Origin of the sequence: Promicromonospora sp. NPDC023805 (assembly GCF_040639635.1) — a bacterium.
Lineage (GTDB): Bacteria > Actinomycetota > Actinomycetes > Actinomycetales > Cellulomonadaceae > Promicromonospora.
The window spans coordinates 37,541-54,263 of record NZ_JBFAAH010000028.1; the positions used below are offsets into that span (position 1 = coordinate 37,541).

Here is a 16,723-nt window from a genome sequence, read left to right on the forward strand (position 1 = left end):
CCGGACTCCACTCGTCATTGAGGTTGAGGTGCAGGTTCTCAGTGGCCAAAACGTATTGGCAAATCGTCTTGGCATGAGATTAGCGGTGCGGTCCCCAACGCGCAACGTTCGTCCGGAAGAGCGGTCCTACACGGCAGGTCCCACCTCCTCCAGCACGACGACCGGAATCACCCGGGGACTCCGTGCCGCATAGGCGCGGTAGACCGGGGCCAGCTGGACCATCAGCTCCCACAGCCGTGCCCGCTCGGCGCCCTCGGCCGTCCGTGCCCGGACGGCGAATCTCCTGGCGAGCACCTGGATCTCCGCCTCCGGGTGTTCCACCAGGTTGAGGTACCACTGCGGGTGCGTGGCGGTGACGACCGAGCCGGAGGCCACGAGAACGTGGCGGTCGCCGTCCTGGCCGTAGAACAGGGCGGTGCGGTGGAGCCTGCCCGTCTTCCTGCCTCGGTGCGTGAGCAACAGGTTCGTCACCCCGGCTTCGAGATGGCCGCTGGCGCCGTCCGTGTCGAGATAGCGGCGCACGTGCTCCGCGACCGACGGGTCCGGGCTCTCGGTAGTGTCGTTCATGCGCTCGCCCGGGCTCGCCAGATACGGCTGCGCAGGTCGTGGCCACGGATGACCTGGATGCGCCAGGGAGCGAGGCGGAGCACACGAAGCTTCGGGCCGGACGGCCCGGTCCAGAACCGGCCGAGGTCGTACCCGGCTCCCTGCGGGCTGCCGGCTCGGTAGAGCTCCCAGACGTGCCGGCGCTCGTCGACGTCCTCCGTCCAGCTTCCTACCGCGTCGATGGCCACCTGGTTCTGGCGTGGCGACCAGTACGAGAAGGTCGTGTGCGGGTTGTTCGCCAGGTGCGCTTCCTTCACCGGCGTCCGGTAGGTGGCGAGCCAGCCGGACGGATCTCCGTCAGGCCTCTCCCAGACCGGGATGAGTACGCGTGCTCGTGGTCGGCCCTTCTGGTCGACGGTCGTCATGGTCGCGTAGACGACGTCGCCGACCGTGGCGTCGAACTCGGCCTGGATGTCCGCGAAATCGGTGGTCGCGCCCTTGGGGTCGGCTGGTGCGGTGAGTGACATGGCTGCTCCGTCTGCGTCCGAGGTTTGGTTACCTATCGACCTGTCGGTTCCCTCTTGTAACTGACCCCACTCTGAGGGAGCATCAGCAGGTATGGAAGAGAGCACTTTTGACGCACCCAGTTACTGCGCGGGTACCGAGGGGGAGTTCGACGTCGCGAACTGGGACTCCCGCCATGACTGCGACGTCCGGCAGATACTCGACCGGGTCGCCGACAAGTGGTCGCTGCTGGTCATCGCCCTGCTCGAGCGCCGGAGCCTGCGGTTCACCGAGCTCAAGCGCGAGATCGACGGCATCAGCCAGCGCATGCTCACCCAGACACTGCGGCACCTCGAGCGCGACGGGCTCGTGCGGCGCACCGTGTACCCCGTCGTGCCGCCGCGGGTGGACTACGACCTGACGCCGCTCGGAGCGAGCCTGCACTCCACCATCAAGGCGCTCGTCACCTGGACGGAAGAGCACCAGCGGGAGATCGCCGGTGCGCGCAACCAGTACGACCGACGAGCGGACGACGCCGCCCTGGTGGCTGCCGCGCGGGCGTGATCGCGGTCCGTGACATCAAGGGAGAAGTCATGACGACTGCGGATGTCGAGAACTCGTCGGCGGCTCCGTCCCAGGGATGACGGCGGCCGCAGGGGCCGCGCCGAACCGGAGGAAAAGGCCATGCGAAAGCTCATAGTCCAGCAGTGGGTCACCGTCGACAACATCGCGGCGGAGGAGGACGGCGGGCTCAGCTTCGTGACCGTGGCGCCCTTCACCGAGGACGAGCAGAGCGCGTACAAGACGAACGTCATGGAGTTCATCGACTCGGTCGACACGATGATTCTCGGCGCGAACACCTATGCCATGTCCAAGGACTACTGGCCGCACGCGAAGGACCAGGGCGTGTACGGCGAGAAGCTCAACGGCCTCACCAAGTTCGTCGCGTCCTCGAAGCTGGACGACGCTCCCTGGGGCGACTTTCCCGCCGCGACGGTGACGAGCGACGCGGTGGCGACCGTCCGGGAGCTGAAGGGGCAGAGCGGTAAGGACATCTGGCTGTGGGGAAGCCTGCAGCTCATGCGCTCGCTGCTGGACGCCGGTGTGGTGGACGAGGTCCAGATGCGGGTCTGCCCGACGTCGCGTGGCAAGGGAACACGTGTCTTCGAGGACCGGCAGGACATGGAGCTGCTGGAGGCCACCGGGTTCGTCAACGGCCTGGTGCTCCTGCGCTACGCGATCAAGAAGTGAGCGGACCCGCGAACGGGAAACGGCACGGTCCTGCCACCAAGGTCGGTGGCAGGACCGTGCCGGTCCAGGTCAGTCCAGTTCTCGCGCCAGGATCACATGTTCACGCGGATCCCGAAGTCACCGCCATAGACGTTCGTCACGTGCACGCTGGTCGAGGTCCGCGGCGACGACGCCTCGACCATCTGACCATTACCCAGGTATATCGCGACGTGATAGGTGCTCGACCAGCCGCCCCACATGATCAGGTCGCCGCGCCGCAGGTTGCTCATCGAGACCTTCGTGCCCTTGTTCAGGTGCGCACCGGTGTACGTGCCGATGTCGACGCCAGCGCCCTGCCAGAACGCGTACTGCGTCAGGCCCGAGCAGTCGAATCCGAACCGGCTCCGGTCGTCGTAACCGCCAGGGCTGCAGCAGACGCCGTAGGTCGGGCCGTACTTGTTGCCGCCGCCCCACGAGTAGGTGTAGCCCTGGCCGGTCTGCGCCAGAGCGGCCTGGATGACGCGTTCGACCTTCTGCGCGTAGTCACCACTGGTGTCCCCACCGGGTTCGCCCGGGTCGACCGGGCCGCTGGAGACTGGGCAGGCGGCCGTCGTGACGAACTTGTGGGAGGCGTTGTTCTGGTAGAGCGTGCTGTTCAGCCGGCCCTTGAAACCTGCGGCCACCTTCTGCGAGGAGCCGCCGTAGTAGCTGTCGTAGTAGATGCAGACCGTCTTGCTGGAGCGGTTCCAGACGGAGGCCGCGTTGTTCTTGACGCACTCGCCCTGGCCGGTGCCCGCACCCTTGTAGTCGAAGCACGACGGCTGCGTCGCGCCGTAGTCACCGGTCGAGTCGGTGAAGTCCGAGATGGACCCCGTGTTGTCGCCGTTGTGGAAGTAGCAGAGCTCACCGGTCTCGCAGGTGCCGCTGCGCGATCCGCCGCCCGGGGTGGTCGCGCCGACGAACTTGTGGGAGGCGTTGTTGTTGTAGAGGGTGCTGTTGAGCTGCCCCTTGAACCCGGCGGCGACGTTCTGGTAGGAGCCCCCGTAGTTGCTGTTGAAGTAGACGCGGACGGTCTTGCCGGAGCGGTTCCAGACGGAGGCCGCGTTGTTCTTGACGCACTCGCCCTGGCCGGTGCCCGCACCCTTGTAGTCGTAGCAGACGGGCTGCGCGTCACCGTAGCTGCCCGCGGACTCGGTGAAGTCGGAGATCGACCCAGCGTTCCGGCTGTTGTGGTAGTAGCAGAACTCGCCGGTCTCACACGTGCCGCTGCGGGCGCCGGTGTCGGTCCCGGCGGTCCCGGCGAACTTGTGCGAGGCGTTGTTGTTGTACAGGTCCGCGCTGAGCTGTCCCTTGTACCCCGCCCCGATGTTCTGGTACGCGCCGCCGAACGCGGTGTTGAAGTACACGCGGACCGTCTGGCTGGACCGGTTCCACACCGAGGCGGCGTTGTTCTTCACGCACTCGCCCCGGCCGGCGCCGGTGCTCTTGAAGTCGTAGCACGACGGCTGGGTTGCGCCCAGGTCGCTCATCGATCCGGTGAAGTCCGAGACGGACCCCGCGTTGTCGCTGTTGTAGTAGTAGCAGAACTCACCGCTGTCGCAGCGCCCGTCCCGGGCCGCGGCGGACGCGGGTGCTGCCACACCCACGACGGCAGCCAGCATCGAGGCCAGCAAAGCGATCACCGCGAGAAGCGCAGGCGCTCTCCTCATGAATGTTTCCCCCCTCGACGGGTCGCACGGCGACCCGGTGGTTCAGCCTGCCGGTGCGGCATTCCGCATCGGCCAGGGAGACATTCGCACGTCCTGGAACATCCCGGAATGGGAAGAGGTACCCATCGGAGCGGTTCCGCTCGCCGACGGCCGCACGTCGTCCGGAGTTCACCGTCCGGTCAGCGGCCGGCGCTTGCATGAGCAGGATCAGCGGGCACTCAGCAGGTACCGATCCACCGGTACCGATCCACAGGTGCAGAGACAGCAGTACAAGGAGACGACAATGCGCGGAAGAACCATCGTCGGCGCGGCCCTCGCGGCCGTGACCCTGCTCGCGGGGCTGGCCACGCCGGCGTCGGCCACCTCGCCCGGATGCGCCGTCGACCTGGGTGAGCCGCACGACGCCGCGCACGCCCACAACGACTACGAGCACGAGCGCCCGCTGTACGACGCGCTGTCCCACGGTTTCACCAGCGTCGAGGCGGACGTCTGGCTGGTCGACGGCGAGCTGCTCGTCGCGCACGACCTCGTCGACGTGGACCCCGACCGGACGCTGGAGAGCCTCTACCTCGACCCGCTGCAGGACCTGACGCGCGGCCGCGGCCGGAGCGTCTACCCCGGCTGGGACGGCAGCCTGCAGCTCCTGATCGACATCAAGTCCGAGGGCGAGACCACGTACGCCGCCGTCCACGAGGCGCTCGCCGAGCACGCGCGGCTCATGACGCGCACCGTGCACGGCAAGGTGCGGACCGGTCCGGTGACCGCCGTCATCAGCGGCAACCGGCCGCTGGAGACCATGCGTGCACAGCCCGTGCGGTACGCGTTCTACGACGGGCGGTCCGGGGACCTGGGCTCCGGCCTGCCCGCGAGCCTGATGCCGCTGGTCAGCGACAACTGGACCAAGCTGTTCACCTGGCAGGGCGTGGGCCCGATGCCCGCCGCCGAGCGGGAGCGCCTGCACACGTTCGTGGACCAGGCGCACGCAGCGGGCTACCAGGTCCGGTTCTGGGCCACCCCGGACCAGCCGGGCGCGGCACGCGACGCGGTGTGGACCGAGCTGGCGGCCGCCGGCGTCGACCACATCAACACGGACGACCTGCCCGCTCTGGACGCCTTCCTCACGACCCACTAGCTGCCGCTTGAGTGCTGGCTATCTGCGCTGTCCAGGGTCAGAAGGGCGCAGATACCCAGCACTCAACGGGGGTGGGGCGTCGTAGGGTCGGGGGCTATGAGCAACCAGTCGTTTCGGGTCGGCGAGCTGGAGGCCTTCGAAGGTTTCCGGCCGCGTCTCGAGGCCATCGCCTACCGCCTCCTGGGCTCCGCCGCGGAGGCCGAGGACGCCGTCCAGGAGACCTTCCTGCGCTGGGAGGCCGCGGACCGTGAGCAGCTCAGGGTGCCGGAGGCCTGGCTGACCCGGGTGCTGACGAACCTCTGCCTCACCCAGCTGGGCTCGGCGCGCGCCCGGCGGGAGGTCTACGTCGGCCAGTGGCTGCCGGAGCCGGTGCTGGGCGGCGACCCGATGCTGGGTCCGGCGGACACCGCTGAGCAGCGCGACTCCGTGTCGACGGCGGTGCTGGTGCTGATGGAGCGTCTCAGCCCGAACGAGCGCGCCGTCTACGTGCTGCGGGAGGCGTTCGCCTACTCGCACGCGGAGATCGCCGAGATGCTCGACATCACCGAGGTCGGCAGCCAGCAGATCCTCCACCGCGCCAAGCAGCACCTGGCCACCGAGCGGTCGCGCGCCGACGTCGACCAGGCCGCCGCCCGGCAGGTGGTGGAGGAGTTCCTCGCCGCCGCCATGAGCGGCCGGACGGAGCCGCTGATCCGGCTGCTGACCTCCGACGCGATGGGCGTGGGCGACGGCGGCGGCAAGGTCCCCGCGCGTACCAAGCCGTTCTTCGGCGCCGAGGCCGTCGCGAAGTTCCTGCGCGGGCTCTTCAAGCCCGCCGAGGCCAAGCGGGCGGCGCTGGGCGGGAGCCCCGACATCTACGCGTGGACGGCGAACGGCAGGCCCGCGCTGGTCGCAGTGGTCGAGGGCACGCTGGTCGGTGTCATGACCCTCGAGTCGACCGACGACGGCATCACCGCGGTGCTCAGCCAGGTCAACCCGGACAAGCTCGGCCGAGCCGCGCGGCAGTGGGCGGCGTCCGACCACGGCGAGCCGATCATCAAGGGCTGGTGAGCGGCGTCACATCCGTGGTGTGTCAGGGATCGCACAGCTGTCCCGTTCAGGAGGCACAGACCTTCCACGACAGGAGCTGAGTGGCCCATGAAGCACCGCATAGTCATTCTCGGAGCCGGGTACGCCGGGGCCTCCGCCGCCGGGCGGGTGGCGCGGCGTCTGCACGCCGACGACGTGGACATCACCCTGGTCAACGCCGAGCCCGACTTCGTCGAACGGGTCCGCCTGCACCAGGTGGCGGCCGGGCAGGAGCTGCGACCGCGGCCGCTGCGCGACCTGCTCGCCGGCACGGGAGTCGCTCTGCACGTCGCGCGGGTCACCGCCGTCGACGTCGACCGCAAGGTGGTCGCCCTGACTGATGCCGATGGCGGCGCGGCCGAGCTCGGCTACGACACGCTCGTCTACGCCCTGGGCAGCTCGCTGGCCCAGCACGGTGTGCCCGGCGTCGCCGAGCACGCCTACGACGTCGCGAGCCGGCCGGGCGCGCTCAGGCTCCGCGACCGGCTCGCCGAGCTGGCCCCCGGCGGCCGGGTTGTGGTCGTCGGCGGCGGCCTGACCGGCATCGAGGCGGCGAGCGAGATCGCCGAGGCACGTAGCGACCTGGACGTGGCGCTCGCGGTCCGGGGCGACCTGGGTGACTGGCTCTCGCCGGCCGGGCAGCGGCACCTGCGCACTGTCTTCGACAGGCTCGGCGTCACCGTGCACGAGCGCGCCGACGTCGAGCAGGTGGGCGCCACCGAGGTGCTGACCGGCGACGGCGCGACGATCCCGGCGGACGTCACCGTGTGGTCGGCGGGGTTCGCGGTGCACCCGATCGCGGCCGCGACGGCCCTGCGGGTCTCGGCGAGCGGCCAGATCGTCGTCGACGGCACCATGCGGTCGGTCTCCCACCCGGACGTCTACGCGGTGGGCGACGCGGCGTTGGCCGACGGCCCGCTGGGTACGCCGCTGCGGATGTCGTGCGCCTCGGGCATCCCGATGGCCTGGCAGGCGGCCGACTCCATCGCCGCGCGCCTGACCGGCGGGAAGCTCCCGAACATGCCTCTGGGCTACGTGCACCAGTGCATCAGCCTGGGCCGGCAGGACGCCGTCATCCAGCTGGTCACCGCCGACGACCAGGCCAAGCCGGCCGCACCCGGCGGGCGCCTCGCCGCCGGATACAAGGAGCTGATCTGCAAGGGCGCGGCGTACATGGTGGCCCACCCTCTGCCATACCCGGCCCGACGCCGCCGCCTGGCCGCGCCGGCCCGCACGACCAGCCCGAGCCGCGTCTAGTCTTGCGCCATGAGCGACAGGCCAGTCATCCTCCTGGTCGTCGGCGAGCACGCAGACGTCGTCGAGCAGGAGTTCCGCGCCCGGTACGACCGCGACTACCGGTTAGAGGTCGCGGTGGGCTTCGACGCGGGCCTGGACCGTGCGCGGGACCTGGTGCGCGACGGCGCGCAGATCGCGATGGTCGCGGCGGAGCACGTCCTGGACGAGGGCACGTCGATCGAGTTCCTGCACCACGTGCCCGCCATCGTCGCGACTGCGCGGCGTGTGGCGCTCGTGTGGTTCGACGACTTCGCCGACGCCATCGACGACCTGCGCGCGGCGGCGCTGCGGCGTGACATGGACACGTTCGTCGTGATCCCGCGCGGCCCGCGCGACGAGGAGTTCCACACCGCGCTGATCGAGCTGCTGTCGGAATGGGGGTGGTCGGTCGGGCGGCCGCTGGTGACCGTCAACGACCTGGTCGCGGAGCCCGGCGACCGCGAAGCGGCGGCGGTCCGGGACCTCCTCGAGCGCCTGGGCTTCCCGTACCGTTCGCTCGCGCCGGGTGACGACGAGGCGCAGGAGATCGTCGAGGCCGCAGGGGTCGGCGCGCAGCTCCCGCTGGTGCGGACCTTCACCGGCCGGGTGCTCTCGGCGGCGACACCCGCGGCGGTCACCGAGGCCATCTACGGCGGGTTCGACTCGATCCCCGACGGTGTGATCGCGGACGTGGCAATCGTCGGTGGTGGCCCGGCTGGTCTCGCCGCGGCCGTCTACGCGGCGTCCGAGGGGCTGGCCACGGTGATGCTCGAGCGCGACGCCATCGGTGGCCAGGCCGGGTCGAGCTCGATGATCCGCAACTACCTCGGCTTCCCGCGCGGGATCTCGGGCATGCGGCTCGCCCAGCGGTCCCGCATCCAGGCGGGCCGGTTCGGCGCGCAGTTCTTCACCGGGCGCCCGGCGATCCGGGTCGAGCCGGGACCGGCGAACGAGCCCGAGCACCAGCACGTGCACGTCGCCGGCGCCCAGATGTGCGCCCGGACCGTCGTCATCGCGACCGGGGTGAAGTACCGCCGCCTGGGTGTGCCCGCCGTCGACGACCTCGTGGGCGCCGGCGTGTACTACGGCGCGGCGACGTCGATGGCGCGCGAGCTGCAGGACCGTGACGTCTACGTGGTCGGTGGCGGCAACTCGGCGGGGCAGGCCGCCATCCACCTCGCCAAGTTCGCGGGCGCGGTGACGATAGTGGTCCGGCGCGAGAGCCTGGCCGAGACGATGTCGGCCTACCTGATCCGCGAGATCGAGGCGACGCCGAACATCCAGGTGTGGACCCGGACCGTGGTCACCGACGGCGGCGGCGACGGCCGGCTGCAGTGGCTGCGGCTCGCGAACCTGGACACCGGCGAGCCGTTCAAGACGCTGGCCGACGGCCTGTTCTGCCTGCTCGGCGCCGAGCCCGACTGCTCGTGGCTGCCCGAGGGCGTGGCGCTCGATGAGCGGGGGTTCGTGCTCACGGGCCGGGACGTGCCGCGGGAGTTCTGGGTCGACGGCCAGCCACCGGCCAGCCTGGAGACGACGGTGCCGGGCATCTTCGCCGTCGGCGACGTGCGCGCCGGCTCGATGAAGCGGGTCGCCTCGGCGAGCGGCGAGGGCGCCTCCGTCCTCCCGCTGGTCCACGCCCACCTGGCGCAGATCCGAGCCCGGGAGTTCGCGACCTAACCGTCCGGCTCCGTTGAGTGCTGGATATTCGCCCTTCCAGACGTGTTGGAGGGACGAATATCCAGCACTCAACGATCGGTCTGGTGGAGGCGGCGGAGTTCCTCGCCTAGGGCCGCCATTCCTCGGGCTAGGCCGCGCAGGTCGTCCAGCGGGATGCGCAGGAGGATCTCGTCGGCGAACTCCGGGCGCGCGGCGACCAGGCGGCGCATCGCGGACCGGCCGTGCTCGGTGGCGTGGATCCGGCGGACGCGCGCGTCGTGCGGGTCGCTCGTGCGCTCCACCATGTCCTGCGCGACGAGGCGGTCGAGCAGCCCGGACATCGAGGCCATCGAGACGCCGAACGCCTCGGCGAGCCCGCTGCTCGTCATGCCGTCGTCGGTGGTGACGAGCATCGTGAGGACCTTGAGCTGCTGGATCGTGAGCTCCACGGTGAGCAACGGGGTCAGCAGCGTAGGGAGCGCGCCGGTCTCGAACGCGACGCTGAGGCTCCGGATCTGCTCGGTCAGGCGCGCGCGCTCGGCGTCCCCGGTCGTTGTCACGTCCCCACCGTAGTTCGTGCGCCGTCGTGCGGCGCGATTTACTTAGGATCGGCCTAACCTATTTACTTAGGACCGGGTTAAGTTTATCGTCCCACCCATGACAACTTCACCCCAGGAGTCGCCGGTCCTCGAGGAGCTGGACGTCGCCGCGCTCCGCGCGAGGTACGCGGCCGAGCGCGACCGCCGCATCCGGCCCGACGGCGCCACCCAGTACCGTCGCGCGGCGGGCTCCTTCGGCTACTACGCCAAGGACCCCTACACGCCGCGCGTCGAGCGCGAGCCGCTGACCGACTCCGTGGAGGTGCTCGTCGTCGGTGGCGGCTTCGGGGGACTGGTCACCGGAGCCCGCCTGCGCGAGGCCGGCGTCGAGAGCCTGCGGATGATGGACGAGGCAGGCGACTTCGGCGGCACCTGGTACTGGAACCGCTACCCGGGCATCCACTGCGACATCCAGTCCTACGTGTACCTGCCGCTCCTGGAGGAGGTCGGTGCGGTGCCGGAGTGGCGCTACGCGCCCGGTGAGGAGATCCGGCAGCACGCCGTGGCGATCGCGCAGAAGTTCGGGCTGTACCGCGACGCCGTCTTCCACACCCGCGTGACCGCCCTCGACTGGGACGAGACGACGGCGGAGTGGGTCGTCCAGACCGACCGCGGCGACCGCATCCGGGCGCGCTTCGTGATCACCTCGTCCGGCACCCTCACGGAGCCCAAGCTGCCGGGTATCCCCGGCATCGAGACGTTCCGCGGCCACACGTTCCACACCAGCCGGTGGGACTACGGCTACACCGGCGGCGACCAGTTCGGCGGCCTCACGGGGCTCGCCGACAAGAAGGTCGCCGTCGTCGGCACGGGTGCGACAGGGGTCCAGGTGATCCCGTTCGTGGCGCGCGACGCCGAGCACCTCTTCGTCTTCCAGCGGACGCCGTCGTCGGTGGACGTCCGGGACAACCGGCCCACCGACCCGGAGTGGGCGGCATCGCTCCGGCCCGGCTGGCAGCGCGAGCGGATGGACAACTTCCTGTCGGTGGTCTCCGGCGAGCCCGTCGACGAGGACCTGACGCAGGACGGCTGGACGTCCACCGCCCAGCTGCAGCGCAAGGTCATCACCGGCGCCCTCGACACGAGCGTGTCCGCCGAGGAGCGCGAGCGGATCGACGAGCTCGTCGACCTCGCGAAGATGAACCAGATCCGCGCCCGGGTCGACGACGTGGTCACCGACCCGGCGACCGCCGAGCTGCTCAAGCCCTGGTATCGCTACATGTGCAAGCGGCCGACCTTCAGCGACGTCTACCTCCCGACGTTCAACCGCCCGAACGTCACCCTGGTGGACACCGCGGACTTCGGCGGGATCACGCGGATGACCGAGACCGGGGTGGTGGTCGGCGACGTCGAGTACGACGTCGACTGCGTCATCTTCGCCACCGGGTTCGAGGTCGGTGTCTCCGGCGTCATGTCCGGCACCATGCCGGTGCGGGGCAAGGGTGGGCAGATGCTCCTGGAGGCCTGGGGCCGCGGGCCGCGCACGCTGCACGGGTTCTACAGCCACGGGTTCCCGAACCTCTTCCACCTCGGGTCCCTGCAGAACGCCAACTCGGTGAACTTCACGCACATCCTGCAGGAGCAGGCGGAGCACATCGCTGCCGTCGTAGCGGAGGGCCGCGCGGCCGGTGCGCGCTACATCGAGCCCACCGAGGACGCGCAGGCCGGCTGGGGGCAGACCATCCGGGACACCGCCCACGACAACAGCACGTTCCAGGCGGAGTGCACCCCCGGCTACTACAACCGGGAGGGCGCGGGCGTCGGCGGCAGCTTCTCCTACGGCCCCGGACCCGTCGCCTTCCACCGCCTGCTGCGCGAGTGGCGTGCGAACGGCATCGGCGACGTCCTGGTGGCTGGCCGGTGACCGCGCACCGGACGCCGGCCGCGCGCGCCCGCGCGCTACCGGCCCGCGCGCTGCCCGCCCTCGCGGCGGTCGGCCTGCTGCTCGGCTGCGCCGCCCCCGGAACCGCCGACGCAGCCGCGGGCGGGCGCCCCCGCGACCCGGCGCCGGAGCGGACGGCGACCAGGCTGGTCCAGGTGACCTCCGTGCACCAGGCGACGGGGATGACCCTGCTCGAGGGCCCGACCTTCGGCCCGGACGGCAGCCTGTTCGTCGTCGACGTGACCGCCCCGGCGGGCGAGCCGAAGGTACTGCGGGTGGACGTCGACACCCGCGACGTCGTCCCGGTGTACACGAACGAGACCAGCGCGTACACGTCCGCCCAGTTCAGCCCGCACGACGGCAGGCTATACCTCACCGACTTCGTGAGCGGCGGCATCGACAGCATCACCGCCGACGGCGGCGATCCGCGGACGTTCTTCGCCGGCGACGTCGAGGGGGAGCCGATGCGGCCGGACGACGTCGCGTTCGACGAGTCCGGCAACCTCTTCGTCACCGACACGACCGGCTACGCGGATCCGTACTGGGAGCCGCAGGGCCGCGTCGTGCGGATCGACCGGGAGACGGCCGAGGCGACGGTCCTCGCGCGGGACCTGCCAGCCCCCAACGGCATCTCGTTCACCCCGGACTTCGACGCCCTGTGGGTGAGTCACAACACCGGGAACCGCGTCGACTACCTACGCCTCGACGAGGCCGGGACCGAGGTGACGACCGCCCACCCCGCCATCCACTTCGACGGCGGGCACACCCAGATCGACTCCACCGCCGTCGACGCCGCGGGGAACGTCTACCAGGGCGTCCACGGCCAGGCCAAGGTCTTCGTCTACAGCCCGACCGGCGAGCTGCTCACGACGGTCTCTCTGCCGCCCAGGGCCAAGGGGCTGACCTCGGTGACCAACTTCGCGATCAGGCCGGGCACCACCGACGCCTATCTGACGGTCAGCGGGACGGCGGGCGGGTTCGTCTACGAGTTCGAGGCGCTCGCGGGCGGTATCCGCCAGTCGAACGGCGGCTGAGGAGCACGCCCCCACTCCGGGGGACCGCCGTGCAACTTTTCGCCCTCGCGCAATTCTCCAGGTTCCTGCTTACCGTTTCGACTGTGAAGCACACCCCAGGGGGACTGGGCGTACTCGCGACAGCGGTGCTCGTCGCGCTCGGCGCCGCCATTCCAGCGATCTCGGCGTCGGCGGAGACCAGCCCCGGATGGGCGGACTGGGACCCGCTGACCGGTTCGGCGGGCGACTGGTCGACGACGGTGCGGCTCCCGGCCCGCGGCTTCCCCGCCGCGACGGTGACCTCCGACTCGCGGGGCGGCGTCGGCGTCGTCTCCGGCGCGTCCTCGTGGCTCGGTCCGGCGACACCGCCGGGCGAGGCCTTCGGACCGAGCCGTGGCCGGCAGTACCTCAACCTCCGCCCGCGGGCCGACCGGCCCGCGACGCCGTCGACCACCACCTACACCTTCGAGCACCCCACCCCGGCGGGCGGCTGGGCGCTGGTGCTGGGCGACATCGACGCGGACCGTGCGGTCGTGACCGCACGCGGCGCGGACGGCCGGCTGCTCGCCGGCGCGGAGCTGGGCTGGCAGGGCGGCTTCAACTACTGCCAGGCGGCGGGGTCGCCGTCCTGCGCTGGGGCGCCGGAGGACGTGCCGACCTGGGACCCGGCCACCGGCGAGCTGCTCGGCAACGCTGCCGCCGCCGACACGTCCGGTGCCGCGGGCTGGTTCCGGCCCACCGCGCCGATCAAGAGCCTGACCGTCGAGTTCTACCAGCGCAGCGGCTTCCCGGTGTACCAGACGTGGTTCGCATCCCTGGCCCGCGACCTCGCCGGGACTGTGAACCTGGTGGACGCGGACGGAGCGCCGCAGGGTGTCCTGCCCGGCGCGACTCTCACGCTCCTTGGCCCGGACGGCGCCGAGCTCGACACCGCGACGTCGGACGAGAGCGGGCAGTACATCTTCCCCGGCTACGTCGCGGCGCCCGGCTACCGTGTGGAGCTCACAACGCTCCCGGAGGCGGACGACGCCTACCCGCACGGGCTGATCCCCTCCGGCGAACGGGTGGTCGACGAGATCGACCTCAGCTCCGCCGACGCCACCGGCGTCGACCTCGCGGCACGCGAGATCCGGCCCGTCGCCGTGAGCGGCACTGTGCTCACCGACGACGGTGCCCCCGTCCCCGGCGCGACCGTCACGCTCACGCCGGTCGGCGGCGGCACCCCGCTCACCGCGGTGACGAGCTCGTCCGGCGAGTACCTGATCGACGACGTCGGGTGGGACGACGGCGACGACCAGGCGCAGGACTACACGTTCGCGCTGAGCGGCCTGCCCGAGGGTTACGTGACGGCCGCCTCGCCGGACGACATCACCGTGGCGGTCGGTCAGGAGGAGCCCAGCGCCGGCAACAACTTCGTCGTCCGGGCTCCCGCATCGCTCTCGGGCGCGGTGACCGTCGGCGAGGAACCGCTCGCGGGGGTCGTCGTGACGCTGACCGGCCCGGACGGAAGGGTCGGCACCACGACGGCGGCCGACGGCACCTACGTCTTCGACGGCGTGCTCCCCGGTGACCACACGGTGCGCGTGACGCCACCCGACGGGTACCGCGCCGACGGTCGGGACACCCGCGACGTCACCGTCGCGGCCGAGGACCTGGCCGGCCTGGACTTCGGGCTGTCCCGTCCCGGCTCCGTCGGCGGCGCGGTGACCGACGACGCCGACGCCCCCGTGGCCGACGCCACGGTGACGGTGACCGGTCCCGGCGGTTCGATCACCCTGGCCTCCGACGCCGCCGGCGGGTATTTCACCGGTGACCTGGCGCCCGGCGACTACGTGATCACGCTGACCGTGCCCGGCGGGTACACCGCTGACGTCACCGAGCGTCCGGTGGAGGTGACCGGTGCGGGCGAGAACTGGCTCGAGGAGCACTTCGCCGTCGTGCGGGTGCCCGTGCCGACCCCCACCCCGAGCGTGACGCCGAGCGTGAGCCCGACGCTGGACCCGACCCCGGAGCCGTCGGCCGGTCCGGCCCCGGGATCGGACGGCGCGGGAGGGCCGGGCTCGGGCAACCTCGCCGCGACGGGCGCGACGGTCGGGTCCGTCGGACTGGCCGCGGCCATCCTGGTGGCCCTGGGCGTCGCGCTGGTGCGTACCTCCCGCACGACCTGAGGCACCCGCGAACCACCCGTTGGTCGAGGTGGTTCAGCTCACCGGTGCCACCGTTAGCCTGTGCTCCGAGCACGGAGACAGGAGACACCTCGATGGAGCGGATAGACGCGCACCACCACCTGTGGGTCCGCACGCGGACCCCGCAGCCCTGGATCGACCCGGTGACCATGCGGGCGATCGACGCGGACTTCACCACCGACGACCTGGCGCGCGCCCTGGCGGGGCAGCACGTGACCGGGACCGTCGTGGTGCAGTCGGTGCCCACCGAGGCCGAGACGGTCGACCTGCTCGCGATCGCGGCGCGCACCCCGGTGATCCGCGGCGTCGTCGGCTGGGTGGAGCTCGCGGACCCCGGCGTCGCCGACGCCCTGGCCAGGCTCCGCTCCGGACCCGGCGGCCGGCACCTCGTGGGCGTTCGGTCGATGGTCCAGGCGGAGCACGACCCCGGCTACCTCGACCGCGCGGACCTGCGCCGGGGCATGCGGGCCGTGGCCGAGCAGGGACTGACGATCGACCTCGTGACCAGGCACGAGCAGCTGCCCGCCGTGGCCCGGCTCGTGCGCGACCTGCCAGAGGTCTCGTTCGTCCTGGACCACCTGGGCAAGCCACCGCTCGCGAACCCAGGACCCGCCGACGGCGGTGACCTCGCCGGGTGGGCGGACGCCGTCCGCGAGATCGGCACGCACCCCAACGTCACCGCGAAGCTGTCCGGCCTCGTCACCGAGGCGTCCTGGACCCACTGGTCCAGCCAGGATCTGCGGCCCGCCGTCGACCATGCGCTGGACGCCTTCGGACCCGAGCGGCTCATGTTCGGGTCGGACTGGCCGGTCAGCCTCCTGGCCGCGCGCTACGCCGAGTGGGTGGACACGCTGACCGGTCTGCTGGCTGGACTGGCGTCCACCGAACAGGCGGCGGTCTGGCACCGTACTGCCCGGCGCGTCTACGACCTGCCGACGGAACGCGCAGACGAAGTGCCCGGTGGGTCGGATCCCATCGCGGTGCCCAACACAGAGGAGCAAGGATGAAGCTCGCCCGGATCGGAACCCCCGGCCAGGAACGCCCGGTGGCGCACGACGGCACCGGCTGGTACGACCTGAGCCCGCTGACCGCGGACGTCGACGGTGCGTTCCTCGAGGCCGACGGCGTCGCGCGCACCCGGGCGGCGCTCGCGGCGGGGACGCTCTCCGCTGTAGAGACGGACGGCGTGCGGTTCGGCTCGCCGGTGGCCCGGCCCTCAGCGATCGTGTGCGTCGGCATGAACTACGCGGCGCACGCCGCGGAGTCCGGTTCCGCGCCGCCGCAGGCGCCGGTCATCTTCCTCAAGACGCCGAACACCATCGCGGGGCCGTACGACACCGTGACGATCCCCCGGGGCAGCACCAAGACGGACTGGGAGGTCGAGCTCGCCGTGGTGATCGGCCGCCGTGCCTCCTACCTCGACTCGCCCGAGCAGGCCCGGGACGTGATCGCGGGGTATGCAGTGGCCAACGACCTGTCCGAGCGGACGTGGCAGCTCGAGGAGTCGGGCGGCCAGTGGTCGAAGGGCAAGTGCGCGCCGGGGTTCACCCCGTTCGGCCCGTGGCTCGTCACGCCGGACGAGGCCGACGGCGCCGATCCAGCGGGCCTGCGCCTGCGGTCGTGGGTCAACGGCGAGCCGCGCCAGGACTCCACGACGGCGGACCTGATCTTCGGCGTCGACGTGCTCGTGCACACGCTGAGCCAGTACCTGGTGCTGGAGCCCGGCGACGTGCTGCTCACGGGTACGCCGGAAGGTGTGGCGCTGTCGGGCCGGTTCCCGTACCTGCAGCCGGGCGACGTGGTGGAGACGGAGATCGACGGCCTGGGGCGGCAGCGCCAGGAGTACGTGGCCTGGGCGGGCGTGTGATCGTGGTCACGGCGATCGGCGCCGACGGCTGATCTCGGCGACCCGTTTCACGG

The 16,723-nt window shown here is 71.2% G+C and carries 15 protein-coding genes; 11 read left to right on the forward strand and 4 right to left on the reverse strand.

Annotation, left to right across the window (positions count from 1 at the left end):
• Nucleotides 1-126: 126 nt before the first annotated feature.
• Both AB0F70_RS22775 and AB0F70_RS22780 read right to left on the reverse strand, forming a co-directional pair.
• Nucleotides 127-567 carry a nitroreductase family deazaflavin-dependent oxidoreductase gene (locus AB0F70_RS22775; protein ID WP_357453751.1) on the reverse strand — a complete coding sequence of 147 codons (441 nt, stop codon included), beginning with the start codon at nt 565-567 and terminating at the stop codon, nt 127-129.
• Nucleotides 564-1,073, reverse strand: a complete 510-nt coding sequence (locus tag AB0F70_RS22780; protein WP_357453754.1) for a pyridoxamine 5'-phosphate oxidase family protein — start codon at nt 1,071-1,073, stop codon at nt 564-566. The genes AB0F70_RS22775 and AB0F70_RS22780 overlap by 4 nt, the downstream gene beginning before the upstream one ends.
• Before the next feature lie 91 nt (nt 1,074-1,164).
• Between AB0F70_RS22780 and AB0F70_RS22785 the strand changes: the two genes are divergently transcribed.
• On the forward strand, nt 1,165-1,614 hold the full coding sequence (locus AB0F70_RS22785; protein ID WP_357453757.1) for a helix-turn-helix domain-containing protein: 450 nt from the start codon (nt 1,165-1,167) through the stop codon (nt 1,612-1,614).
• 120 nt (nt 1,615-1,734) lie between these two features.
• Nucleotides 1,735-2,301, forward strand: a complete 567-nt coding sequence (locus tag AB0F70_RS22790) for a dihydrofolate reductase family protein (protein WP_357453759.1) — start codon at nt 1,735-1,737, stop codon at nt 2,299-2,301.
• A 92-nt stretch (nt 2,302-2,393) separates the two neighbouring features.
• Here the strand turns inward: AB0F70_RS22790 and AB0F70_RS22795 are convergent, their stop codons facing one another.
• Nucleotides 2,394-3,989, reverse strand: a complete 1,596-nt coding sequence (locus tag AB0F70_RS22795) for a peptidase inhibitor family I36 protein (protein ID WP_357453761.1) — start codon at nt 3,987-3,989, stop codon at nt 2,394-2,396.
• 283 nt (nt 3,990-4,272) lie between these two features.
• On the opposite strand from AB0F70_RS22795, the gene AB0F70_RS22800 reads away from it, so the two are divergent.
• From AB0F70_RS22800 to AB0F70_RS22815, 4 genes are all read left to right on the forward strand, one after another.
• On the forward strand, nt 4,273-5,121 hold the full coding sequence (locus AB0F70_RS22800) for a phosphatidylinositol-specific phospholipase C/glycerophosphodiester phosphodiesterase family protein (protein WP_357453764.1): 849 nt from the start codon (nt 4,273-4,275) through the stop codon (nt 5,119-5,121).
• 96 nt (nt 5,122-5,217) lie between these two features.
• Nucleotides 5,218-6,171: an RNA polymerase sigma factor SigJ gene (sigJ, locus tag AB0F70_RS22805; protein ID WP_357453767.1), complete on the forward strand. Its 954-nt coding sequence runs from the start codon at nt 5,218-5,220 to the stop codon at nt 6,169-6,171.
• Between the two features lie 87 nt (nt 6,172-6,258).
• A complete protein-coding gene (locus tag AB0F70_RS22810) occupies nt 6,259-7,446 on the forward strand; it encodes an FAD-dependent oxidoreductase (protein WP_357453770.1) in 1,188 nt (395 codons plus the stop codon).
• A 9-nt stretch (nt 7,447-7,455) separates the two neighbouring features.
• On the forward strand, nt 7,456-9,144 hold the full coding sequence (locus tag AB0F70_RS22815; RefSeq protein WP_357453773.1) for an FAD-dependent oxidoreductase: 1,689 nt from the start codon (nt 7,456-7,458) through the stop codon (nt 9,142-9,144).
• A gap of 68 nt (nt 9,145-9,212) precedes the next feature.
• Here AB0F70_RS22815 and AB0F70_RS22820 read toward each other — a convergent pair whose 3' ends face one another.
• Nucleotides 9,213-9,683: a MarR family transcriptional regulator gene (locus tag AB0F70_RS22820; RefSeq protein ID WP_357453776.1), complete on the reverse strand. Its 471-nt coding sequence runs from the start codon at nt 9,681-9,683 to the stop codon at nt 9,213-9,215.
• A gap of 97 nt (nt 9,684-9,780) precedes the next feature.
• Between AB0F70_RS22820 and AB0F70_RS22825 the strand changes: the two genes are divergently transcribed.
• The 5 genes from AB0F70_RS22825 to AB0F70_RS22845 all read left to right on the forward strand — a co-directional run bounded on the left by AB0F70_RS22825 (nt 9,781) and on the right by AB0F70_RS22845 (nt 16,670).
• On the forward strand, nt 9,781-11,586 hold the full coding sequence (locus AB0F70_RS22825) for an NAD(P)/FAD-dependent oxidoreductase (protein WP_357453779.1): 1,806 nt from the start codon (nt 9,781-9,783) through the stop codon (nt 11,584-11,586).
• Entirely contained in the window at nt 11,583-12,638 is a 1,056-nt protein-coding gene (locus AB0F70_RS22830) for an SMP-30/gluconolactonase/LRE family protein (protein WP_357453782.1), read from the forward strand. The genes AB0F70_RS22825 and AB0F70_RS22830 overlap by 4 nt, the downstream gene beginning before the upstream one ends.
• Before the next feature lie 83 nt (nt 12,639-12,721).
• Nucleotides 12,722-14,785: a carboxypeptidase regulatory-like domain-containing protein gene (locus AB0F70_RS22835; protein ID WP_357453785.1), complete on the forward strand. Its 2,064-nt coding sequence runs from the start codon at nt 12,722-12,724 to the stop codon at nt 14,783-14,785.
• A gap of 92 nt (nt 14,786-14,877) precedes the next feature.
• Nucleotides 14,878-15,810 (forward strand): amidohydrolase family protein, encoded by a 933-nt coding sequence (locus AB0F70_RS22840; RefSeq protein WP_357453788.1) that lies wholly within the window; start codon nt 14,878-14,880, stop codon nt 15,808-15,810.
• A complete protein-coding gene (locus tag AB0F70_RS22845; protein WP_357453791.1) occupies nt 15,807-16,670 on the forward strand; it encodes a fumarylacetoacetate hydrolase family protein in 864 nt (287 codons plus the stop codon). The genes AB0F70_RS22840 and AB0F70_RS22845 overlap by 4 nt, the downstream gene beginning before the upstream one ends.
• Nucleotides 16,671-16,723 lie beyond the last annotated feature (53 nt).